At 73.0% G+C, this 23,071-nt stretch carries 19 protein-coding genes; 6 read left to right on the forward strand and 13 right to left on the reverse strand.

Going from position 1 to position 23,071, the window contains the following annotated elements:
- Positions 1-72: 72 nt before the first annotated feature.
- Positions 73-2,802: a phosphoenolpyruvate carboxylase gene (gene ppc / locus ABZ920_RS18120; protein WP_361505368.1), complete on the reverse strand. Its 2,730-nt coding sequence runs from the start codon at positions 2,800-2,802 to the stop codon at positions 73-75.
- A 299-nt stretch (positions 2,803-3,101) separates the two neighbouring features.
- On the opposite strand from ppc, the gene ABZ920_RS18125 reads away from it, so the two are divergent.
- Complete coding sequence (locus ABZ920_RS18125; RefSeq protein ID WP_361505370.1) at positions 3,102-4,106, forward strand: acyl-CoA desaturase; 1,005 nt, start codon at positions 3,102-3,104, stop codon at positions 4,104-4,106.
- Complete coding sequence (locus ABZ920_RS18130) at positions 4,103-4,777, forward strand: TetR/AcrR family transcriptional regulator (protein ID WP_361505373.1); 675 nt, start codon at positions 4,103-4,105, stop codon at positions 4,775-4,777. Before ABZ920_RS18125 ends, ABZ920_RS18130 begins: the two co-directional genes overlap by 4 nt.
- A 16-nt stretch (positions 4,778-4,793) precedes the next feature.
- Here the strand turns inward: ABZ920_RS18130 and ABZ920_RS18135 are convergent, their stop codons facing one another.
- Entirely contained in the window at positions 4,794-5,165 is a 372-nt protein-coding gene (locus ABZ920_RS18135; protein WP_361505376.1) for a VOC family protein, read from the reverse strand.
- Positions 5,166-5,169: 4 nt separating this feature from the next.
- Positions 5,170-5,991 (reverse strand): trans-aconitate 2-methyltransferase, encoded by an 822-nt coding sequence (locus ABZ920_RS18140; protein WP_361505379.1) that lies wholly within the window; start codon positions 5,989-5,991, stop codon positions 5,170-5,172.
- Positions 5,992-6,141: 150 nt separating this feature from the next.
- On the opposite strand from ABZ920_RS18140, the gene tamR reads away from it, so the two are divergent.
- Positions 6,142-6,639 carry a MarR family transcriptional regulator TamR gene (tamR, locus tag ABZ920_RS18145; protein ID WP_361505382.1) on the forward strand — a complete coding sequence of 166 codons (498 nt, stop codon included), beginning with the start codon at positions 6,142-6,144 and terminating at the stop codon, positions 6,637-6,639.
- 239 nt (positions 6,640-6,878) lie between these two features.
- Here tamR and ABZ920_RS18150 read toward each other — a convergent pair whose 3' ends face one another.
- Entirely contained in the window at positions 6,879-7,658 is a 780-nt protein-coding gene (locus ABZ920_RS18150; protein ID WP_361505385.1) for a response regulator transcription factor, read from the reverse strand.
- Positions 7,659-7,926: 268 nt separating this feature from the next.
- On the opposite strand from ABZ920_RS18150, the gene ABZ920_RS18155 reads away from it, so the two are divergent.
- A complete protein-coding gene (locus tag ABZ920_RS18155) occupies positions 7,927-8,370 on the forward strand; it encodes a GNAT family N-acetyltransferase (protein WP_361505388.1) in 444 nt (147 codons plus the stop codon).
- Here the strand turns inward: ABZ920_RS18155 and galK are convergent.
- From galK to galT, 3 genes are read right to left on the reverse strand one after another with little or no spacing between them, the layout of a single operon-like run.
- A complete protein-coding gene (gene galK, locus ABZ920_RS18160; RefSeq protein WP_361505391.1) occupies positions 8,354-9,550 on the reverse strand; it encodes a galactokinase in 1,197 nt (398 codons plus the stop codon). The genes ABZ920_RS18155 and galK overlap by 17 nt on opposite strands.
- The gene (gene galE / locus ABZ920_RS18165) at positions 9,550-10,527 is read right to left on the reverse strand and encodes a UDP-glucose 4-epimerase GalE (protein WP_361505393.1); all 978 of its coding nucleotides are present in this window, start codon (positions 10,525-10,527) and stop codon (positions 9,550-9,552) included. The genes galK and galE overlap by 1 nt, the downstream gene beginning before the upstream one ends.
- Positions 10,524-11,609 carry a galactose-1-phosphate uridylyltransferase gene (gene galT, locus ABZ920_RS18170; RefSeq protein ID WP_361505396.1) on the reverse strand — a complete coding sequence of 362 codons (1,086 nt, stop codon included), beginning with the start codon at positions 11,607-11,609 and terminating at the stop codon, positions 10,524-10,526. The genes galE and galT overlap by 4 nt, the downstream gene beginning before the upstream one ends.
- Before the next feature lie 178 nt (positions 11,610-11,787).
- Here galT and ABZ920_RS18175 point away from each other — a divergent pair, with 178 nt between their 5' ends.
- Together ABZ920_RS18175 and ABZ920_RS18180 are read left to right on the forward strand one after the other, a co-directional pair.
- Positions 11,788-13,467 carry a sodium:solute symporter family protein gene (locus ABZ920_RS18175; RefSeq protein ID WP_361505399.1) on the forward strand — a complete coding sequence of 560 codons (1,680 nt, stop codon included), beginning with the start codon at positions 11,788-11,790 and terminating at the stop codon, positions 13,465-13,467.
- Positions 13,468-13,487: 20 nt separating this feature from the next.
- Complete coding sequence (locus tag ABZ920_RS18180; protein WP_361505402.1) at positions 13,488-13,799, forward strand: hypothetical protein; 312 nt, start codon at positions 13,488-13,490, stop codon at positions 13,797-13,799.
- A gap of 85 nt (positions 13,800-13,884) precedes the next feature.
- Here the strand turns inward: ABZ920_RS18180 and ABZ920_RS18185 are convergent, their stop codons facing one another.
- From ABZ920_RS18185 to rsmA, 6 genes are all read right to left on the reverse strand, one after another.
- The gene (locus tag ABZ920_RS18185; RefSeq protein ID WP_361505500.1) at positions 13,885-14,610 is read right to left on the reverse strand and encodes a LuxR C-terminal-related transcriptional regulator; all 726 of its coding nucleotides are present in this window, start codon (positions 14,608-14,610) and stop codon (positions 13,885-13,887) included.
- Positions 14,611-14,867: 257 nt separating this feature from the next.
- Entirely contained in the window at positions 14,868-16,862 is a 1,995-nt protein-coding gene (locus ABZ920_RS18190; RefSeq protein WP_361505404.1) for a PQQ-binding-like beta-propeller repeat protein, read from the reverse strand.
- A gap of 91 nt (positions 16,863-16,953) precedes the next feature.
- Positions 16,954-18,780, reverse strand: a complete 1,827-nt coding sequence (locus tag ABZ920_RS18195; RefSeq protein ID WP_361505503.1) for a PQQ-binding-like beta-propeller repeat protein — start codon at positions 18,778-18,780, stop codon at positions 16,954-16,956.
- Positions 18,781-19,139: 359 nt separating this feature from the next.
- A complete protein-coding gene (locus ABZ920_RS18200; protein WP_361505407.1) occupies positions 19,140-20,960 on the reverse strand; it encodes an ABC-F family ATP-binding cassette domain-containing protein in 1,821 nt (606 codons plus the stop codon).
- A gap of 253 nt (positions 20,961-21,213) precedes the next feature.
- Complete coding sequence (locus ABZ920_RS18205; protein ID WP_361505410.1) at positions 21,214-22,125, reverse strand: 4-(cytidine 5'-diphospho)-2-C-methyl-D-erythritol kinase; 912 nt, start codon at positions 22,123-22,125, stop codon at positions 21,214-21,216.
- Positions 22,122-23,030, reverse strand: a complete 909-nt coding sequence (rsmA, locus tag ABZ920_RS18210) for a 16S rRNA (adenine(1518)-N(6)/adenine(1519)-N(6))-dimethyltransferase RsmA (RefSeq protein ID WP_361505413.1) — start codon at positions 23,028-23,030, stop codon at positions 22,122-22,124. Before rsmA ends, ABZ920_RS18205 begins: the two co-directional genes overlap by 4 nt.
- Positions 23,031-23,071: the final 41 nt, after the last annotated feature.

A 23,071-nucleotide genomic window follows, 5' to 3' on the forward strand; every position in this document is an offset into this window, starting at 1 on the left:
TCTCTTCCCACGGGGGTGCCCCCGGGCTCGTACGGAGCCCGGGGGCACCCCCGTTCGTGCCGTGCGGCCGGATCAGCCGGTGTTGCGCAGGCCGGCCGCCACGCCGTTGACGGTGAGCAGCAGGGCGCGGGCGAGCAGCGGGTCGGGCTCCTCGCCGGCCGCCGCCGCGTCGCGCTGCCGCTTCAGCAGGGTGACCTGCAGGTAGGAGATCGGGTCGAGGTAGGCGTCGCGGATCGCGAACGTCTGCTTGAGGACGGGATGGGCGTCGAGGAGCTCCTTCTCGCCGGTGATGCGCAGGACCTCACGGACGGTCAGTTCGTGCTCGGCCCTGATGGTGTCGAACACGTGCTTGAGCTCGTCGGGCACGAGGGTGTCGACGTAGTGCCGGGCGATGCGCAGGTCCGTCTTCGCGAGGGTCATCTCGACGTTGGAGACGAAGTTGCGGAAGAAGTGCCACTGCTCGTGCATCTCGTCGAGCACGGTGTCGAGGCCGGCCTCGCGCAGGGCCTTCAGGCCGGAGCCGACGCCGAACCAGCCGGGGACGATCTGCCGGGACTGCGTCCAGCCGAACACCCAGGGGATGGCGCGCAGGCCGTCCAGGCCCGCCCCGGAGTCGGGGCGGCGGGAGGGGCGGGAGCCGAGGTGGAGGTCGGCGAGCTGGTCGACGGGGGTGGAGGCGAAGAAGTAGGCGGGCAGGTCGGGGTCCTCGACGAGGCGCCGGTAGGCGGCGTGGGCGGCGTCGGAGACGACGTCCATGGCCGCGTCCCAGCGGGCGAGGGCCTCGGTGGACTGGCGGGGGGCGGTGTGCAGGGCGGAGGCCTGCAGCGTGGCCGCCACGGTCAGTTCCAGGTTCTCCCGGGCCAGGGAGGGGATGAGGTACTTGTCGGAGATGACCTCGCCCTGCTCGGTCACCTTGATCTCGCCCTCGAGGGTGCCCCAGGGCTGGGCGAGGATGGCGTCGTGGCTGGGGCCGCCGCCGCGGCCGACGGTGCCGCCGCGGCCGTGGAAGAGGCGCAGGCGGACGCCGTAGCGGTGGGCGACGTCGCGCAGGCGGCGCTGGGCGCGGTGGATCTCCCACTGGGAGGTGGTGATGCCGCCGAACTTGGAGGAGTCGGAGTAGCCGAGCATGACCTCCTGGACGTCGCCGCGCAGGGCGACCAGCCGCCGGTAGGAGGGGTCGGAGAGCATGTCCTCCAGGATCGTGTCGGCCGCCTTGAGCTCGTCGGTGGTCTCCAGCAGCGGCACGATGCCGATCTTCGCCCAGCCGGCGTGCAGGTCGATCAGGCCGGCCTCGCGGGCGAGGACGGCCGCGGCGAACACGTCGTCGGCGCCCTGGCACATCGAGATGATGTACGACTCGACGACCTCCGGCCCGAACACCTCCAGTGCCCGCCCGACCGTCTCGAACACGCCGAGCGTCTTGGCGCCGGCCGCGTCGACGGGGGCGGGGGTGGGGGCGAGCGGCCTCCTGGAGCGCAGCTCCTTGGCGAGCAGCTTGGCGCGGTACTCGCGGGGCATGTCGGCGTAGCGCCAGGACTCCTCGCCGAGGCGGTCGAAGAGCTGGCCGAGGGCGTGGTGGTGGGCGTCGGCGTGCTCGCGGACGTCCATCGTGGCCAGCTGGAGGCCGAAGGCGGCCAGGGTGCGGATGGTGCGGCCCAGGCGGCCGTCGGCGAACAGGCCGCCGCGGTGCGCGCGCAGCGAGTCCTGGATGATCCGCAGGTCGCGCAGCAGTTCGGAGGTGCCGAGGTAGTCGCGGCCGGGCTCGTGGGCGGTGCTGCGGGCCAGGCGCTGCTTGGTGTTCTCCAGCTTCTGCCGGATGCAGGTGGCCTTGAGCCGGTAGGGCTCCTCGGCGTTGAGCCGCTTGTAGCGGGGGCTGATCTCGGGCAGCAGTTCGAGGTCGGCCTGGAGGGACTGCAGGAGTTCGTCGGTGGCGCCGGTGTAGCGGATCGAGTTCGACAGGTAGCCGCGCAGCTCGTCGATCATGTCGAGGGCGTCGTTGATGCCGTGCTCGTGCTGGAGGATCAGCACGTCCCAGGTCACCTGGGGGGTGACGTTGGGGTTGCCGTCGCGGTCGCCGCCGATCCAGGTGCCGAAGGTGACGGGGCGGGTGTCGTCGGGCAGCTTGACGCCGACCCGCTCCAGCTCGGCGGTCAGGTCCTCCAGGACGTCGCCGACGGCGCCGGCGTGCAGCTCGTCGAGGTAGTAGATGGCGTTGCGGGCCTCGTCCGCCGGTTCCGGCCGGACGACGCGCAGCTCGTCGGTCTGCCAGACCAGGTCGATGTTCTCCGCCAGGCGCGTGTCGTGGCGGCGGCGGTCGGAGTCGAGGACGGGGGTCTCCAGAAGCGCGGCGATGCGCCGGAGCTTGTTCAGGACCGACCGGCGCGCGGCCTCCGTGGGGTGGGCGGTGAACACCGGGCGGACGTTCAGGTGTTCGACCGTCTGGCGCAGGTGCTCCGGGTCGGCGTCCTTCAGGCGGTCGGCCGTGCGGGCGATCAGGCCGCCCTCGGCGGCGCGCCGGGCGCGCAGTTCACGGCCGCGGTGCACCTGCTCGGTCACGTTGGCCAGGTGGAAGTAGGTGGAGAAGGCGCGGACCAGCTTGGCCGCGGTCTCCAGTTCGATGCCGCGCAGCAGCTCAGCGGCGGCCTCGCCGTCCTCCCGGGTCAGGCGGCGCACCTTCTCGACCAGGTCGAGGAGTTCGGGGCCCTCCTGCCGGACGAGGGTCTCACCGAGGAGGTCGCCCAGTCGGCGGATGTCGGCGCGCAGCTCGCTGCTGGTCGTCGTCTGGTCGTCGGCACTGCTCACAGGTGCGGCTCCTTGCAGTGTTGAAGCTCGTCTGGGAGGGAACCCGGGCATCCACACCCGCGGCGGTGCCGCTTGAGTGAGGGGGCAGCCGGGAAGAAAACAGAGCGGACCGCGCTGTCCGACCGAGTCCAAGTCTAGGTGTCGACCCGGACGCGCAGGCTAGGGGCTCTTGCCGCGAGGCGACGCACTGACATACTTACGATGCCGTAGGTTACGGAACCGTAGGGAACTCCCCGGGAGCTGACCGGTTCCGCGGCCCGCGGCACCTGCCGTAATCCTCGACCCCACGGGGGACGCCCATGACCACAAGCTCCGATGTGATCGCAGACGCCCCGAAGGCGACCGGCTCGCTGCCCTCCGCGACGCTGGGTGGCGAGCAGAAGCGTTCGATCGAGCAGATCACGCTCCTGCTGTTCATCACCGTCCCGTTCCTCGCGCTGGTCGCCGCCGTGCCGCTGGCCTGGGGATGGGGTGTGAGCTGGCTGGACCTCGGCCTGCTGGTCTTCTTCTACTTCCTCGGCTGCCACGGCATCACCATCGGCTTCCACCGGCACTTCACGCACGGCTCCTTCAAGGCGAAGCGGCCCCTGAAGATCGCGCTGGCGATCATGGGGTCGATGGCGGTCGAGGGGCCCCTGGTCCGCTGGGTGGCCGACCACCGCAAGCACCACAGGTTCTCCGACCACGAGGGCGACCCCCACTCCCCGTGGCGCTACGGCGAGACGGTCCCGGCGCTGCTGAAGGGCCTGTGGTGGGCCCACCTCGGCTGGATGTTCGACGAGGAGCAGACCCCGCAGGACAAGTACGCGCCCGACCTGATCAAGGACCGGACGCTGCGCACGATCTCCCGCCAGTTCGCGCTGTGGACGGTCGTGTCGCTGGGGCTGCCCCCGCTGATCGGCGGGCTGGTCACCATGTCGTGGTGGGGGGCGTTCACGGCGTTCTTCTGGGGCTCCCTGGTCCGGGTGGCCCTGCTGCACCACGTGACGTGGTCGATCAACTCGATCTGCCACGCGGTCGGCAAGCGCCCGTTCAAGTCGCGCGACCGCTCGGGCAACGTGTGGTGGCTGGCGATCCTGTCCTGCGGCGAGTCCTGGCACAACCTGCACCACGCCGACCCGACCTCCGCGCGGCACGGTGTGGAGCGCGGCCAGCTGGACTCCTCCGCCCGTCTGATCCGCTGGTTCGAGCAGCTGGGCTGGGCGTACGACGTGCGCTGGCCGTCACGCTCCCGTATCGATTCCCGCCGCAACACCGGTGAAGGCGGCTCCCGGCGCCGGAGGAAGACCGCGAAGGCGGCATGATGGTCGCCGTGGCGACCGACTCCAGCACCCCGAGCAACGACAAGCCGCGGCGCGCGCGGCGCACCCGCATGACCGGTGCCGAGCGCCGCCAGCAGCTGCTGGAGATCGGTCGCACCCTGTTCGCCGCCAAGGGTTTCGAGGGCACGTCGGTGGAGGAGATCGCGGCGAGGGCCGGGGTCTCCAAACCGGTGGTCTACGAGCACTTCGGCGGCAAGGAGGGCCTGTACGCGGTCGTCGTGGACCGCGAGATGCGGCGCCTGCTGGACATGGTGACCAGCTCGCTGACCGCGGGGCACCCGCGGGAGCTGTGCGAACAGGCCGCGTTCGCGCTGCTGGACTACATCGAGGAGTACACGGACGGCTTCCGCATCCTCGTCCGCGACTCCCCCATCCCCCAGTCGACGGGCTCCTTCGCCTCGCTGATCTCCGACATCGCCACCCAGGTGGAGGACATCCTGGGCCGCGAGTTCAAGAACCGCGGCTTCGACCCGAAGCTGGCCCCGCTGTACGCGCAGGCCCTGGTCGGCATGGTCGCGCTGACCGGCCAGTGGTGGCTGGACGTGCGCCGCCCGAAGAAGGCGGAGGTGGCCGCGCACCTGGTGAACCTCGCCTGGCACGGCCTGGACGGCCTGGAGCAGAAGCCGCGGCTGATCGGCCACCGCAAGAGCTGACGGGGCGCGGGCGCGCTCACGCCTGAGGGCCGGCGGGCTCCAGGAACTCCAGGCGGTTGCCGACCGGGTCCTCGGAGTAGAAGCGGCGGTGGCCGGGGAGGCCGTCGTCCCAGGTGACCCGCGCGCCGCGGGACGCCAGCCGGGAGGCGTAGGCCTCGATGCCCGTCACCGCGATCCCCGGGTGGGCCTTCCGGGCGGGCCGGAAGTCCTCCTCGACGCCCAGGTGGAGCCGCACGGCCCCGGCCTGGAACCAGCACCCGCCCCGCGCCGCCAGGGCCGGCGGCTTGGGGACCTCCGTCATCCCGAGGACGCCGGCGTAGTACGCCCGCAGCAGGTCCTCCGCGCCGGGCGGGGCGGCGAGCTGCACGTGGTCGAGGGCGGTGAGCATCTCCTCAGGCCTCCTTCGTGGCCACCGCGAAGACGCGGCGGAAGGGGAACGGGGTGCCGTGCGGGCCGGCCGGGTAGGCCTCGCGCAGGGCGTCGCGGTACTCGGCCACGAACGCCTCCCGCGCCCCGGGGTCGTCGGCGAGGGCGGTGAGGACCGGGCGCAGGCCGGTGCCCTTCACCCAGTCGAGGACCGGATCCTCGCCCTTCAGCAGGTGCAGGTACGTCGTCTCCCACACGTCCGCCGTGCAGCCGAGGCCGGTCAGCCGCTCCAGGTAGGCGGCCGGGGTCAGGACGGCGTCGTCGTGGCGCAGGACTCCGGCGAGGCGGCCGCGCCAGCGGGCGGAGTGGGCGAGGTCGCGCATGAGGCGGTGGCTGGGGGCGGAGAAGTTGCCGGGGACCTGGAAGGCGAGGGTGCCGCCGGGCCTCAGGGCCGCGATCCAGTCGGCGAAGCGGCCGGCGTGCCCGGGCACCCACTGCAGGGTGGCGTTGGAGACGATGACGTCGTACGGCTCCGGCGGCGTCCAGGTGCGCAGGTCGGCGTGGGCGAAGTCGAGGCGGCCGCCGCCGCGGGTCGGGCCCTCGTGGTCGACGTGGGCCCCGTCGAGCATCTCGGGCGAGTTGTCGTACCCGGTGACGTGCGCGGCGGGCCAGCGGTCGGCGAGGAGGACGGTGACGTTGCCGGGCCCGCAGCCGAGGTCGGCCACGCGGGGACGGCCGCCGGGCGGATCGGGGACGCGGGCGAGCAGATCGGTGAAAGGGCGGGCGCGGTGCCCGGCGTGGCGCAGGTACTGGGCGGGGTCCCAGCGGGGGGTCACGGGGGACGGCATGGCGGCCTCCTGGATGTCCTCGGCGGTCGGTGACCGCGGTGCCCTCGGGGTCGTGCGGCCCGCTGCCATCACGTCCCCCGGAGATATCTTGACATCAAGACAGTCGATGTCAAGAGACTTCACATCGACACAACCACTACACTGATCGCCATGGAGGACGAGGTCGATCGGCTGGTCGCAGCGTGGCGCCGGGAGCGCCCGGACCTCGACGTGGAACCGCTCGAGGTGCTCAGCCGGGTGAGCAGGCTGGCCCGGCACCTGGACCGCGCGCGCCGGCTCGCCTTCGCCGAGCACAGCCTGGAGCCCTGGGAGTTCGACGTGCTGACGGCGCTGCGGCGCGCCGGGTCCCCGTACCAGCTCTCGCCGGGGCAGCTGCTGACCCAGACCCTGGTCACCTCGGGCACGATGACCAACCGCATCGACCGGCTGGCGAAGAAGGGCCTGGTCGAGCGTCTGCCCGACCCCAGCGACCGGCGCGGCGTGCTGGTCCGGCTGACGGTGGAGGGGCGGGACCGTGCGGACCAGGCGCTCGCGGGCCTGCTCGACCAGGAGAGGGCGATTCTGGGCGAGCTGTCGCACGCCCAGCGCAGCGAACTGGCCGCCCTGCTGCGTCAGCTGACCGCCCCGTTCGACAACATCCCAGGCTAGGCCCTGTCTGACCATGCGCGTCTGCCGCGCGACGCCCTGCACGCTCCCCCAGGCTCTCGGCTTCGCTCGAGCAAGGGGTATACCCCCACTCGCCGCACCGGCCCCGGACCCGAGCACGTCCCGTACGGAGGCCTGGGGGCGGCACGCCGAGAGCACGCACCGGACGACGCGCGGCCGCCCTCCGGGCGACGACGCGCAGGGTCGGACAGGACCTCCAGGGTCTGCCGGCCGCCGCGGGCTCAGGCGCTGCTGCCCTCCGTGAGCCTCACCCCGAGCGGCGCGGCGGGTGCCGTCTCGGCCGGTCCGACCCCGGCCCGCCGGGCGAGCGCGACGGCGGCGAGCGTCGAGTGCACGCCCAGCTTGCCCAGGACGTTCTGCATGTGGGTGCGCACGGTGTGCGGGGACAGGTAGAGCCGTTCGGCGACGGCCTTGCGGCCGAGCCCGGCGACCATGCAGCGCAGCACCTCGCGCTCGCGCGGGGTGAGGGACTCCACCAGCCGCTCGCTCTCGCTGCGGTGCCGGCGTGCGGCGGTCAGCTCGCGCAGCACCCCCGTCAGCAGGGCCGGCGGCAGGTGCGTCTCGTCGCGCAGCACGCCCCGGATGACGGTCAGCAGCCGCGACAGGGAGCAGTCCTTGGCCACCCAGCCGCAGGCCCCGGCCTGCAGGGCCAGCGCCGCACGGTGGGGGTCGTCCTTCTCGGCGAGCACGACGGTGCGCACCCCGGGCTGCGCGCCCCGGACGCCGGCGACGAGGGAGAGCCCGTCGACCACGCCGTCCGCGTCGCCGTCCCGCACCGGCACGGCCGCGCGCCCGCCGGGCACGCCCCCGCCCAGGTCCGCGTCGACCAGCACCACGTCGTAGCGGCGGTCCTCGGCGGCCGCCCGCTCCAGGCAGCGCAGCGCCGCCGGACCGGAGCCGGCCGCGGCCACCTCGACGTCGGGCTCGGCGGCCAGGGCGGCGGCGAGGGACTCGGCGAAGATGCGGTGGTCGTCGACGACCAGCACTCGGATGCGAACCACTGAAAACCCCCCTCCCCCACGCCCTGTGCAGAGCCGGGGACGCCCCATCGTCCGGAGAACGCCGACACGCGGGTACGGCGCCCCGTGGTCACGACCGCACGGCCGCCGCCATGCGGAAGAGCTACCCCCACTCGGGACGTCGTACCCGGCTGTCTCGCCCCCTGATCGGCACCGGCCCCCACCGGTGCTGTTTTCAGCCTACGGACGGGGGGCAGGAGCGGAAGGCAATTCACAGAACTGACCACCGGGCGCGTTTAGGGTGTGCCGCATGTTCCGAATCGAGGCAGAAGTAGACAAAGAGCGGCACGCTCTGCTCCGCTCCCGCCTCCGCGACACCAACACGGCGGCCTCGCCGGTCCTCGCCGCGCTGCGCGGCACCCCCGCCGAACGCGAAGTCCCGTTGCACGTCTGGGCGGTGGACGAGGCGGGGAACCTGGCCGGCGGCCTGGTCGGCCACACGTGGACGACCTGGCTGCACGTGGACCTGCTGTGGGTCGACGCCCGTCACCGGGGCCGGGGCATGGGCTCCCGGCTGCTGGCGCGGGCGGAGCGCACGGCGCGTCACGAACGCCGCTGCCGGGGCGCCCGCCTGGAGACCTGGGACTTCCAGGCGCCGGAGTTCTATCGCAGGCACGGCTACAAGGTGGTGTGCGCGATCCCCGACTACCCGCCGGGGATCACCGAGTACACCTTGATCAAGCCGCTGGGCTGAGCCGGCGCGCCCCCGCCGAGGGCACCGCCTCGAACACGCGCGGCGCCCGGAAGCCCGCCGCGGCGAAGGCGTCCTCGACCGCCTTGGTGATCGCGGGCACGTCGCCCTCCTCGGCGAGCACGATCGCCGAGCCGCCGAAACCCCCGCCGGTCATGCGGGCGCCCAGCGCGCCGGCGGCGTTCGCGGTGTCGACGACCAGGTCGAGCTCCGGGCAGGAGATCCGGAAGTCGTCCCGCAGGGAGAGGTGCCCCTCGGTCAGCACCGGCCCGATCGCCCGTGTGTCGCCCGCGCGCAGCAGCGACACCACCCGCTCGACCCGCTCGTCCTCGGTGACGACGTGGCGCACCAGGCGGCGCACCTCCTCGTCCTCGCCGATCCGCTCGAGCGCCGCGTCCAGCTCGCCGTAGGGGATGTCCCGCAGGGCGTCCACGCCGAGCAGCGCGGCGCCCTTCTCGCAGCCGGCGCGGCGCTTGCCGTACTCGCCGTCGCTGTGGGCGTGCCTGACGCGGGTGTCGACGACCAGCAGGCGCATGCCCTCGGCCGCGAGGTCGAAGGGGATCTGACGCTGCGACAGGTCGCGGGTGTCGAGGAAGAGGGCGTGGCCGGCCTCGCAGCACGCCGACGCGGTCTGGTCCATGATGCCGGTGGGGGCGCCGACGTAGACGTTCTCGGCGCGCTGGCACAGGCGGGCCAGCTGCCAGCCCTTGAGCCCGAGGGCGAACAGGTCGTTCAGGGCGAGGGCGACGACGACCTCCAGCGCGGCGGACGACGACAGGCCGGCGCCGGCCGGCACGGCCGAGGCGAGGTGGACGTCCGCGCCGGTGATCCGGTGGCCGGCCTCGCGCAGCGCCCACACCACGCCGGCCGGGTAGGCCGTCCAGCCCTTGGCGGACTCGGGGGCCAGCTCGTCGACGCGCAGTTCGACGGCCGTTCCCGGGCCGCCGTCGCCGCCGTCGCCCGCGCCGCCCTCGGTGTCCGCCGAGTGCAGGCGCAGCACGCCGTCGGTGCGCCGGGAGACCGCGGCGACCGTGACGTGCGGCAGGGCGAACGGCATGACGAAGCCGTCGTTGTAGTCGGTGTGCTCGCCGATCAGGTTGACCCGGCCCGGCGCCGCCCAGACGCCCTCGGGCTCGGCCCCGTACAGCTCCACGAAGCCGTCCCGCACCTGCTGTGCCCGCACTACTGCTCCCTTGCCGTGTCTGCGACCTGCTGCGCGAACGTCCACGCGTCCGCGACGATACCCGCGAGGTCCGGGCGGGACGGGGTCCAGCCGAGCTTCTCGCGCGCGGCTTCGGCGGAGGCCACCAGGACGGCCGGGTCGCCGCCGCGGCGCGGGGCCACGACCTCGGGGACGGGGTGGCCGGTGACCTGCCGGACGGTCTCGACGACCTCGCGGACCGAGAAGCCGCTGCCGTTGCCCAGGTTGCAGACCAGGTGCTCGCCCGGGGCGGCGGCCTTCAGCGCCAGCAGGTGGGCCTCGGCGAGGTCGGCGACGTGGATGTAGTCGCGGACGCAGGTGCCGTCGGGCGTCGGGTAGTCGTCGCCGAAGACGGAGATAGCCTCCCGGCGGCCCTGCGCGACCTGGAGCACCAGGGGGATGAGGTGCGACTCGGGGTCGTGGCGCTCCCCGTGGGGGCCGTAGGCGCCCGCCACGTTGAAGTAGCGCAGCGAGACCGCGGCCAGGCCGTGCGCGGCGGCCTCACCGGCGATCATGTGGTCGACGGCGAGCTTGGAGGCGCCGTAGGGGTTGGTGGGCTTCGTCGGCGCGGTCTCGACGATCGGGACCTGCTCCGGCTCGCCGTACGTGGCCGCCGTGGACGAGAACACCAGCCTCCGCACGCCGGCCTCGCGCATGGCGGTCAGCAGCGCCATGGTGCCGCCGACGTTGTTGTCCCAGTACTTCTCCGGCTGCACCACCGACTCGCCGACCTGCGAGAACGCGGCGAAGTGCAGCACGGCGTCGTAGGAGGGGTCCAGCCACTTGGCGGCGTGGCGGATGTCGTCCTCGACGAAGGCGGCGCCCGCGGGGACGCCCTCGCGGAAGCCGGTGGAGAGGTTGTCGAGGACGGTCACCTCGTGGCCGGCCTCCAGCAGGTGCTGGGCGACGACGCCGCCGACGTAGCCCGCGCCGCCCGTCACCAGGTACTTCCCGCTCATGAACTCGCTACCTCTCGCAGTCGCTCGGCCGCGCGCTCCGGCGGCACGTCGTTGATGAACACGTTCATGCCGGACTCGGAACCCGCGAGGAACTTCAGCTTGCCGGCGGTGCGTCGGATGGTGAAAAGCTCGAGGTGGAGCGCGAAGTCGTCCCGGCTGACGCCGTCGAACTCCCTCAGCGCGCCGAACGGGGCCTGGTGCCAGGCCGCTATGTACGGCGTCGGCGGCCGGCCCGCGGACCGCTCACCGCTCCCCGCCGTGCCGAAGATCCGGTCGAAGCGCCTCAGCAGTTCCAGGTAGACCCGGGGGAACTCCGCGCGCGCCGCCTCGTCGAGGGCCAGCAGGTCCGGCACGCGGCGGCGCGGGTACAGGTGGACCTCGTACGGCCAGTGCGCGGCGTACGGGACGAAGGCGACCCAGTGGTCGCTGCGCAGGACGACCCGCTCGCCGGCGAGCTCGCGCTCCAGGACGGCGTCGAACAGGTTCTCCCCGCCGGTGGCCCGCCGGTGGGACGCCAGCGACCGCAGCATGAGCGCGGTGCGCGGGGTGGTGAAGGGGTAGGCGTAGATCTGACCGTGGGGGTGACCCAGGGTCACGCCGATCTCGGCCCCGCGGTTCTCGAAACAGAAGACCTGCTCGACGGAGGGCAGATGCGACAGTTCCGAGGTCCGGTCCGTCCACGCGTCCAGGACGAGCCGCGCCTGCTCCTCGGTCAGGTCGGCGAAGGAGGCCTCGTGGTCGGAGGTGAAGCACACGACCTCGCAGCGGCCGGAGTCGCCGGCCAGCGACGGGAAGCGATTCTCGAAGACCACCACGTCGTAGGAGGAGTCGGGGATCTCGCTCAGCCGCTCGCCGCGCGACGGGCACAGCGGGCACTCGTCGGCCGGCGGGTGGTAGGTGCGGCCCTGGCGGTGCGAGGCCACGGCGACCGCGTCGCCGAGCAGCACGTCCTCGCGGATCTCGGACGCGGTCACCGTCGGCTCCAGCGGGCGCCGGTCGACCGCGTCCCGCACGGTGTCGTCCCGCAGGTCGTAGTAGACGAGCTCGCGACCGTCGGCCAGGCGGGTCGAGGTCTTCTTCACTTCGGACTCCCTGTGCCCGGACCCAATCACTCAACACAATCAAACATAACACGCCACAACCGATCATCCGTTGCGGCACATCACAATCAAACAAAGACACCCAACACAAGTGTTCAATTCCCGAACGCGGAGGCGTAGGTTCCACGCTGGATCAGTTCGCGCAACGAAGCGAGTTCTTATGCATACCCCCACGTACCTGGCAGCGGAGCTACGACTCCCCACCAACTGGCTCGATTACACGATTCTCGGCATCTACTTCGTCGTGGTGCTCGGCATCGGCTTCGCCGCCCGCCGCTCCGTGCGCACGAGCCTCGACTTCTTCCTCTCCGGACGGTCGCTGCCCGCCTGGATCACCGGCCTGGCGTTCATCTCCGCCAACCTCGCCGCCACCGAGATCCTGGGCATGGCCGCCAACAGCGCCCAGTACGGCGCCTACACGGTGCACTGGTACTGGATCGGCGCCATCCCGGCCATGGTCTTCCTCGGCCTGGTGATGATGCCCTTCTACTACGGCTCCAAGGTGCGCTCGGTCCCCGAGTTCCTGCTGCTGCGCTTCGACAGGGGCGCGCACCTGCTGAGTTCGATCCTGTTCGCCTTCGCGGCCATCCTCATCGCGGGCGTGAACCTCTACGCCCTGGCGATCGTCGTCGAGGCACTGCTCGCCTGGCCGCAGTGGGTGGCCATCGTGGTCGCCGGCTTCTTCGTCCTCGCCTACATCACCCTCGGCGGCCTGTCGTCCGCGATCTACAACGAGGTGCTGCAGTTCTTCGTCATCCTCGCGGCGCTGATCCCGATCGTGGTGCTCAGCCTGAAGCGGGTCGGCGGCTGGGACGGCCTGACCGACACCCTCACCAGGCAGCACGGCGACAACTTCGTGACCGCCTGGGGCGGCACGGGCATCGGCAGCGCCAACCCGCTGGGTGCCAACTGGCTGACGATCGTCCTCGGCCTCGGCTTCGTGCTCTCCTTCGGCTACTGGACCACCAACTTCGCCGAGGTCCAGCGCGCGCTGTCCGCGAAGAACCTCTCCGCCGCCCAGCGCACCCCCTTGATCGCCGCGTACCCGAAGATCTTCATCGTCTTCCTGGTGATGATCCCGGGCCTGGCCGCCGCCGCCCTCGTGCCCACGATCGGCACCGCCGGCTCCGGGCTGCAGTACAACGACGCCATCCCGTACCTGATGCAGGAGCTGCTGCCCAACGGCGTCCTCGGCATCGCGGTGACCGGTCTGCTCGCCGCCTTCATGGCGGGCATGGCGGCCAACGTGTCGTCCTTCAACACGGTGTTCACCAACGACATCTGGGCCAAGTACGTCGTCAAGGACCGCGAGGACGGCTACTACGTGCGGTTCGGGCGGCTCATCACCGCCATCGGCGTGCTCGCCTCGATCGGCACGGCGTTCCTCGCCTCGTCGTTCTCGAACATCATGGCCTACCTGCAGACGCTCTTCTCCTTCTTCAACGTGCCGATGTTCGTGGTGTTCATCGTCGGCATGTTCTGGAAGCGCGCGTCCATGAAGTCCGGCTTCTGGGGCCTGCTCGCCGGCACCGTGACCGCGATGGTGAACTACTTCGTGATCTACAAGCAGGGCATCATCGACATCCCCACCGACCAGGGCGCCAACTTCGTCTCCGCGATCGCCGGCTTCGTCGCCGGCGCGGTGGTCATGGTGGCCGTGTCGCTGTTCACCCGGCCCAAGCCCGCCGAGGAGCTGCAGGGCCTGGTCTACGGCACCACCTCCCCCGGCGTGGCCGAGCCCGCCGCCCCCGGTGACGAGGCCTGGTACCGCAGGCCCGCGCTGCTGGGCTGGGGAGCGATCGTCCTCGCCGCCCTCTGCTACATCCCGTTCTCGTTCTGACGCGGGAGGATTGAGAGACCATGACCGAGAAGCACGGATTCTCCGAGAAGGACGTCCAGCGGGAGGTCACCGAGCTGGAGACCACGTCCGCGACCGCCGCACGGATCTTCGACCTGCGGCGCATCATCGGCGGGCTGTTCGTCCTCTACGGGATCATCGTGACGATCACGGGCCTGACGGACTCGCAGGCCGCGATCGACAAGGCGCAGGGCGTCAACATCAACCTGTGGACCGGGATCGGGATGCTGGCCCTGGGCGTGTTCTTCCTGGTGTGGCTGAAGCTGCGCCCGGCGGCGCCGGCGGCACCGCGGAAGGACGAACCGGCCGAGTGACACGGGACGGCGGGCACGGGCCCGCCGGGTTCCCCCGCATCCGAAGGGGAGCGGCCGCGGGCCTTCCCGCGGCCGGCCCCCTCGCTCACGGGCCGCCGGGGGGCGGGGCCGGGGACGTCCGCTCCGGTTCCGCCCGCTTCTCCAGCAGGGGGCCGGCGCGGTCCAGCAGCCCGGTCCGGGCCGCCAGGGCCGCCGCCTCCAGGCGGGAGCCCACCTCCAGCTTCATCAGCACCCGCTGCACGTGCGTGCGGGCCGTGCTCGGCGCTATCCCCATGCCCGCCGCGATGAGCCGGGTGTCCTCGCCGTCGGCCACCCGCACCAGGACCTCCACCTCCCGCGGGGTCAGCAGCTCCAGCAGCCGCCGGCCCTCGTCGTCGGGCTGCGCGGCCGGGTGGAGCAGCTCGTCGAAGGCCCCCTGGAGGAGCTGCGGCGCCACCGCCGCCTCACCCGCGCGGGCCTTGATGATCGCCCGCTCGACCCCCTCGATGCGCTCGTCGTGGCGGACGTAGCCCGAGGCCCCCGCGGCGAAGGCCGCCGCGATCCCCCGCGGCGACGGCACGGGCCCCAGCACCACGACCGCGACCTGCGGACGCTCCCGCTTGATCCGCGCCACCGGGTCGAACGTCCCCGCCCCGGCCGGTGTCGCCGTGCCCAGCAGGCACACCTCCGGCGACCGGGTGATCACCAGGTCCGCCGCTCCCGCGACGGGCGCCGCCGCGGCCAGCACCCGGTGTCCGCGCAGCTTCAGCGCCGAGGCCAGCGCCTCGGCGAGCAGGCGGTGGTCGTCGACCACCATCAGCCGCACTCCCATGAGCAACCCCCAGCTCCCCCTGGATGCCCCCTGCGGATGCCCACCGGGCCCCACGCGCACCCCGCCCCACGGGCGGTGACCCCCCGGCGCAGCCGCCCCGCATGCCCCCGGAAGCTACACGCTCGGGGGACGTCGCGCTGCCCCTACCGGCGAGAAGTGCCCCGGATCGCCGAAAATCACCACGCGTGGACACCGGGCGCGGTACGCGGACGGCCCCGCCCCCCGATGCGGGGCGGGGCCGTCCTCTCACGGAGGGGCTACCGGGTGCCGAAGCCGATGGCCGTGTACCGCTTCTGGTCGGCCGAGTAGGGCTTGCTCACCAGGTCCTTGCCCAGGAAGAGCCGTCCGCCGGTGTACAGCAGCTCCGCGGAGCTCGGGACCATGCTGCTGATCGCCTCCAGGACCGGCCTGGTGGCCGGGGTCTCCAGGAGCTTGGTCTGCTTCAGCGTCCCGCCGTTCACGGAGACCACCTGGGCGCCCTTGTCGTACGGGCCGTCCTTGAACGCGATGAGATCGCCCCCGTCCATCCGGATCGGGAAGACCGTGTAGCGGTCGCCCGCGTCGATGCGGTCACCGGTGGTCTTCCCGGTCGCCAGGGAGAAGGCGACGATCTCGTTGGTGTTGCTGAACTGCGCCGAGCCGTCGTGCTCCTTGGTCGGGACGTACAGCTTGCCGTTGCCGACCACGATCCCCCTGCAGCCGTCGAACCTGCCGATCTCGCAGCGGTGCGCGTACTCGCCGTCCCTGAGCGCGATCTTGTACCGGAGCTTGCCGCCGTCGTCCAGCGAGAAGACGTCGGTGGCGCCGGAGGCGGTGATGTCCCCGGAGTCGACGCCGAAGACGACCGGCTTCGTGGAGATGATCTTGGCGTTGTCGATGCCGGCCGGCAGCTTGTACGTCCACCTGACGCGACCCGTCGTGGCGTCGAGCAACTGGACCTCCAGCGTCTCGCTGCCGTAGGTGCCGCACTTGCGGACCGCGACCAGTTGCTCGCCGCCCGCGTAGCCGGCGTCCCGGCACCCGTCGGCCTTGGGCTGCCAGAGCACCTTGCCGGTCCTGACGTCGAAGGCGGCGCCGCCGTTGTAGCCCCCGCCCACGGCGACCGTGCTGCCCGAGATGCTGACCTCGCCGAACATCACCTTGGTGCCGCTGAGTTCGACGTTCTTCGTCCACAGCGCCTTGCCGGTGCCGAGGCTGAACGCGGTGATCTCCGTGCAGGGCACGTGGTCGCCCTTGCTGTTCCGCCTGGCCCCCTCGGTGAGGACGACGGCCGTCCCGTCCGCGGTGACCTGGCGGGAGGCCGCGCAGGTCTGGCCGGTCAGCGGCAGCGTCCACTTCGCCTTGCCGGTGTCGGGCTCGTAGCCCACGATCTGGTTGACGCCGGCCTTGGCGTACACGGTGTCGGTCAGCCAGGAGCCCTCGACGCTGTCGATCTGGTCGTCCTTGACGGCCGGCGCGGGGATCTGGAAGAGCATGCGGGCGGCCGGGTCGTCCGGCACCTTCTCCGTGCCGGTGCCGGCGGAGCCGCCGTCGGCGCCCTTGCCGTCCTTGCCGCCGGTGCCGCCGCTGGAACCGGCGGTGTTCTTCCCGCCGTCCCCGCCGGACGAGTTGGCGTACCAGACGCCGCCGCCGATGATCAGCGCGATCGCCACGACGGCCGCGACGATGATCGCCACCTGCGCCTTCAGGCCCCGCCTGCCGCCGGGAGGCGCGGGCTGCGCCGTCTGCGGGTGCATCGGCACCGTCGGCTGGCCCGGGTAGCCGTAACCGGGCTGCTGGGCGCCGTAGGGGTGCGGTTGCTGGGCGTAGGGGTTGGGCTGCCCGGCGGGGTAGCCGTAGCCGGGCTGCGGCGGCACCTGCGGGGCCTGCGGCGCCTGCGGGTAGCCGTACCCGGGCGGCGGGGGCGGCGGGGGCGCCTGCGGGTAGCCGTAGCCGGGCTGTGGCGGACCGGGCACCGGCGGGGCCGGCGGCGCAGGCGGCTGCTGCGGGGACGGGCCCTGGTCCGGAGCGGGCCCGGGCGACTTGGCGAGGTTCGCCGGGCCGGCGGGAGGCGGGCCCTGCGGTGCCCGGGCGGCTCCGGGGGCCTGCCCGGGCTGCGGAGGCTGCGGAGGCTGCGCGGGGTGCTGGGACTCGGGCGGCTGCGGCTGCTGCGAGTGCTGCGCGGGTGCGGAGCCCTGGGGCGGCTGGTCCTGCGGCGGGCCGAAACCGCCCTGCTGCGGGGGCTGGTTGGGGGGCGGGGGCGGCTGGGTCATCGGAGGGGCACCTCGGGGAAGGGGGACGGGCGGAAGTCCGGTGATCGGAACGGCGCGGGAGTGCCGGCCGCCGCGGGGCGGCCGGCCCGCCTCACTTGCCGAAGGCGAGCATCAGCTTCTCCTTCGCCTCGTCCCTGCCGCTCAGCCGGGTGGTGGAGAGGTAGAACCGGCCGTCGGCCCAGTGGAAGTCCCGGGAGAAGAAGCCGTTCTCGATCTGCGCGGTGGCCTGCGGGTTCTGCAGCAGCGTCGTCACGGTGTGCGCCGTGCCGGCGGTCGGCACGGACACGATCCGGCCGCCGGAGGAGTAGGACGGCTCGACGTACGCGACGAGCCGGCCGCTCTCCACCGTGACCGGCAGCATCGTGGTGTCCGCGGGGGACTTCACGCGCCACTTCTCCTTGCCGGTGGCCAGGCTGATCGCGACGATCTCGTTGGGGCCGCTGGTCGCCTCCGTGGGCAGGTACAGGGTGCCGGCGTCGGACGCGACGCCCTTGCAGCCCTGCAGGTCGCGCTCCAGGACGGCCCAGCCGCACTCGGGCCGGAAGGACGCCTTGGTGTCGGCCTGGGAGAGGACGGAGCCGTCGGCCTTCAGGGTCGAGATGTTCCAGTGCTTCTTGTCCTCGTTGGTCATGTAGAGGATCACCGGGTCGACGGAGTAGGCGCGCGTGACCGACCAGCCCTTGGGGATCTTCCTGGTCCACCTGGCCCTGCCGGTCGTCGGGTCGAGCTCCTGCACCTCGTCGTGCTCGTTGGCGCGGCCGGCGCCGCAGGAGGCGACCGAGATCAGCCGGGCGCCGCCCGCGAAGGCGGCGGGGAAGCAGGCCTCGCCGTACTTCTGCTTGTCGAACAGCTTCTTGCCGGTGCCGAGGTCGTACGCCGTGCCGGACTGCGAGCGGCCCACCATCAGCGTCCTGCCGGTGATCGACAGCTCGACGCTGAGCGTGCTGTCGAACAGGCTGCCCTCGGCGACCTCGCCGCTCCAGCCCTTGGCGCCGGTGTTCAGGTCGATCTGCTGGAGCTGGTTGCACTTGGCGCGGTCACTGGCCCCGCTCATGTAGGCCACGACGATCTTGTCGTCGGCCGACTTCTGCGGGGTCACCGCGCAGATCTTCTGCGGGAAGCCGACCGGGTCCCAGGCCGGCTTCCCGTCACCCACGGCGTAGGCGAAGAGCTGCTTGTAGGCCGCCTTCACCGCGGTCCGGCCGGTGATCCACATGCCGGGGGCGTCGGCGCCGGAACCGGGCGCGTCCGGCGCCTCCTTGTACCAGAGCACCTTGGCCTCGCCGGGCTTGCGGCCGTCGTTGAGGTCCTCCGGGTCCTCGCCGCCGTCGCCGCTGCCGTCGCCGGGATCGACCGGGGCGTCGGAGGCGGGGCCCTTGGCGTCGCCGCTCTTCTCCGCGACGGGCTTCCTGCCGTCGTCGTCGCCGCTGCTCACGGCCCACACGGTGCCGCCGACCACGAGCAGTGCCGCGACCGCGGCCCCGACGACGGCGGCCGGCCTGCCCTTGAACGGGTTGCGGGAACCGCCGGGCGGCGGGGTGCCGGGGGCTCCGGGGAACTGCGGCTGCGGGTAGCCGTAGCCGGGCTGCGGTCCGTACGGACCCGGCTGCTGCGGCTGCCCGTACGGACCCGGCTGCGGCTGCCCGTAGGGTCCCGGCTGTGCGTAGGGGCCGGGCTGCCCGTAGGGGCCGGGCGCGGCGGGCGCGCCGTAGGGGCCGGGTCCGGGCTGGGCGTAGGGGCCGGGGGCGCCGGGCTGCTGCGGGTGGCCGAAGCCGGGCCGGGGCTGCGGCGGCTGGACCGGGGGCGGGGGCGGGGGCGTGCCCTGACGCGGGTCCTGGGCATCGCCGAAGCCGCCGGGCTGCGACGGCTGCTGGTCGGGGTGTCCCCCGGGCGGCTGCTGGTCCGGCGGCTGAGTCATCAGCGCGATCCCCCTCATTCACTGATTTTTTTAGCCACGCCCTGAGGCTGTTGGTGGACCCAGAGTCGTATTCAGGCGGTTCTCAGACGGTCTTTCTATCACTCGAGCCCAACGGTCCACCGGCCCGGAGCGGCCGCTGTTCCCAAGGGAGGACCGCCCTGTGATGCCCTCGTTACGCGCCTTCACGCCCCTTTCACGCGGCGCGCGCGACGGGGGGCGCGCGCCGCGTACTTCCGGACACCGGGGAGCGTTTCCGGCCGCGCACCGGGCGGCCGCCGGGGCCCGGCCCGGGGCGGCGCCGGGAGCGGGGACGGCGGCACCGCGGACGCCCGCGGCACCGGGCCCGCCGCGGGCGCGGCCTAGGCGTCCTCGGCGAGTTCGAGCCAGCGCAGCTCCAGTTCCTCGCGCTCCCCCGCCAACTCGCGCAGTTCCGCGTCGAGTCGGGCGACCTTCTCGAAGTCGGTCGCGTTCTCGGCGATCCGGGCGTGCAGCGTGGACTCCTTCTCCGAGATCCGGTCCAGCTGCCGCTCGATCTTCTGCAGTTCCTTCTTCGCGGCGCGCACCTCGGCGGCGCTCCGCTCCGGCGCGGCCTTCTCGGCGGCCGGCGCGGCGGCCGGGGCGGGAACGGCCGCGGCGGCCTGCTGCTCCATCCGCCGGCGGCGCTCCAGGTACTCGTCGACGCCGCGCGGCAGCATCCGCAGGGCGCCGTCGCCGAGGAGGGCGTAGACGGTGTCGGTGGTGCGCTCGACGAAGAACCGGTCGTGCGAGATGACGATCATCGAGCCGGGCCAGCCGTCGAGCAGGTCCTCGAGCTGGGTGAGGGTCTCGATGTCGAGGTCGTTGGTGGGCTCGTCCAGGAACAGGACGTTGGGCTCGTCCATCAGCAGCCGCAGCAGCTGCAGCCGCCGCCGCTCGCCGCCGGAGAGGTCGCCGACCGGCGTCCACTGCTTGTCCTTGTTGAAGCCGAACGTCTCGCAGAGCTGACCGGCGGTCATCTCGCGCCCCTTGCCGAGGTCGACGCGTTCGCGCACCCGCTGCACGGCCTCCAGGACCCGCCAGTTCGGGTCGAGTTCGGCGACCTCCTGGGAGAGGTAGGCGAGCTTGACGGTCCGGCCGACGGCGATCCGCCCGCCCACGGGCTGCTGCTCGCCCTCCGACCGGGCGGCCTCGGCCATCGCCCGCAGGAGGGACGTCTTGCCGGCGCCGTTGACGCCGACCAGGCCGATCCGGTCGCCGGGTCCCAGGTGCCAGGTGACGTGCTGCAGCAGCACCTTGGGGCCGGCCTGGACGGTCACGTCCTCCAGGTCGAAGACGGTCCGGCCGAGCCGGGAGGAGGCGAACTTCATCAGCTCGCTGCGGTCGCGCGGCGCGGGCACGTCCTTGATGAGCTCGTTGGCCGCCTCGACGCGGAAGCGGGGCTTGGAGGTGCGGGCGGGCGCGCCGCGCCGCAGCCACGCCAGCTCCTTGCGGACGAGGTTCTGCCGCTTGGCCTCCTCGCCGGCGGCGATGCGCTCGCGCTCGGCGCGGGCGAAGACGTAGTCGGAGTAGCCGCCCTCGTACTCGTGGACGGTGCCGCGCTGCACGTCCCACATGCGGGTGCAGACCTGGTCGAGGAACCACCGGTCGTGCGTGACGCACACCAGCGCCGACCGGCGGTTCTGCAGGTGCTGGGCGAGCCAGGCGATGCCCTCGACGTCGAGGTGGTTGGTGGGCTCGTCCAGGACGACGAGGTCCTGCTCCTCGATGAGCAGCTTGGCGAGCGCGATCCGGCGCCGCTCGCCGCCGGAGAGCGGCCCGATGACCGTGTCGAGTCCCTTCGGGAAGCCGGGCAGGTCCAGCCCGCCGAACAGACCGGTCAGCACGTCGCGGATCTTGGCGTTGCCCGCCCACTCGTGGTCGGCGAGGTCGCCGATGACCTCGTGCCGGACGGTCGCCTCCGGGTCCAGGGAGTCGTGCTGCGTCAGCACCCCGAGCCGCAGCCCGCCGGAGTGCGTGACGCGCCCGGTGTCGGCCTCCTCCAGCCTCGCCAGCATCCGGATCAGGGTGGTCTTGCCGTCGCCGTTGCGACCGACGACCCCGATCCGGTCCCCTTCGGACACGCCGAGCGAGACGCCGTCGAGCAGGGCACGCGTGCCGTACACCTTGCTGACGTTCTCGACATTGACCAGGTTGACGGCCATTTCACTCCTGCCCCGGGGATCGATCGACCCTCCAGGGTAGTCGGCGCGCGCGGTGCTCCGTGGTGGAGGTTTCCCGCCCGCACCGGGGCGGGCCCCACCCGCGCGCCGCTCCGCCCGGGAACGGCCTTCGCCTCGCCGGGCGGGGCGACCCGCCACGGGGCGGTCGGGCGCGATCGGCCGGGGGGCCGTCGTGCGCGATCGCCGGGGCAGGGCCGGGCCCCCGGGCCGCCGCCCCGCGGTGCCCGCGCGGTGCCTACGCCGGGCGGTCGGTCAGGACCGTGGCGCCCGGGACCGGGCCCGGCGCCGTGCGTGCCGAGCGGCAGGTGCCGGACGTGCGCAGGGCCCCGGCGACCCGGTCCGCGGCTTCCGCGTCGCGGACCAGGAACGCCGTGGTCGGGCCGGAACCGGAGACGAGCGCGGCCAGGGCGCCGGCGGCGCGGCCCGCGGCGAGGGTGCCGGCCAGGTCGGGGAAGAGGGACAGCGCGGCCGGCTGCAGATCGTTGGAGACCGCGGCGGCGAGCGCGTCGGGGTCCCCCTTGGCCAGGGCGTCCAGCAGGTCCTGGGACGCCACCGGCTCGGGGATGTCCGTGCCCTCGCCGAGCCGGTCGAACTCACCGAAGACCGCCGGGGTGGACAGCCCGCGGTGGGCCATGGCGAACACCCAGTGGAAGGTGCCGCCCACCTCCAGCGGCGTCAGCCTCTCACCCCGCCCCGTGCCCAGGGCCGCCCCGCCCACCAGGCTGAACGGCACGTCGCTGCCCAGCTCGGCGCAGATGTCGAGCAGTTCCGCCCGCGGGGCGCGCGTGCCCCACAGGGCGTCGCAGGCGAGCAGCGCGGCCGCGCCGTCCGCGCTGCCGCCCGCCATGCCGCCGGCGACCGGGATGTCCTTGGCGATGTGCAGGTGGACGTCGGCCGGGCGGCCGTACCGCTCGGCGAGCGCGAGGGCCGCGCGGGCGGCCAGGTTCGTGCGGTCCAGCGGGACCTGCGCGGCGTCCGGGCCCTCGCAGGTGATCCGGAGTCCGCCGGCCGACGGGGTCGCCGTGACCTCGTCGTGGAGGCCGACCGCGAGGAAGACGTTCGCCAGGTCGTGGAAGCCGTCGGGGCGCGCGGCGCCGACCGCGAGCTGGACGTTGACCTTGGCCGGGACACGTACGGTCACGCTCACTTGCCGGACTCCTCGTTCGTGGGGGCGGGGGCCGCGTCCCGGGCCGGCGCGGACTCGGCGATGCGCGCGAACTCCTCGACGGTGAGCGACTCGCCCCGCGCCTGCGGCGAGACGCCGGCGGCGACGAGCGCCGCCTCGGCGGCCGCCGCGGACCCGGCCCAGCCCGCGAGCGCGGCCCGCAGGGTCTTGCGCCGCTGGGCGAAGGCCGCGTCGACGACGGCGAACACCTCGCTCCTCGTCGCGGTCGTCTTCAGCGGCTCCGTCCGCCGGACCAGGGAGACCAGCCCGCTGTCGACGTTCGGCGCGGGCCAGAAGACGTTGCGGCCGATGGCGCCGGCCCGCTTGACCTCGGCGTACCAGGCCGCCTTGACCGACGGCACGCCGTACACCTTCGAGCCGGGCGCGGCGGCGAGCCGGTCGGCGACCTCCGCCTGCACCATGACGAGGGTGCGCTCCAGGCTCGGGAAGGTGTCGAGCATGTGCAGCAGCACGGGGACGGCGACGTTGTACGGCAGGTTCGCGACCAGCGCGGTCGGAGCCGGGCCCGGCAGTTCGGCGACGTGCATGGCGTCGGAGTGGACGAGCGCGAACCGGTCGGCGCGCTCGGGCATGCGGGCGGCGATGGTGGCGGGCAGCGCCGCGGCGAGGACGTCGTCGATCTCGACGGCGGTGACGCGGTCGGCGACCTCCAGCAGCGCCAGGGTGAGCGAGCCGAGCCCCGGTCCGACCTCGACGACCACGTCGTCGGGGCGCACCTGTGCGGTGCGGACGATGCGGCGGACCGTGTTCGCGTCGATCACGAAGTTCTGGCCGCGCTGCTTGGTGGGGCGTACGCCGAGGGCTGCCGCCAGCTCACGGACGTCGGCGGGGCCCAGAAGGGCGTCGGGGGCGGGGCTGCTGCTCACGGAGCAAGGGTACGGGGCGGCCCGCCGGCCCCCGCGCGGCC

The organism is Streptomyces sp. NPDC046831 (assembly GCF_040645305.1).
Classification (GTDB): Bacteria; Actinomycetota; Actinomycetes; order Streptomycetales; family Streptomycetaceae; genus Streptomyces.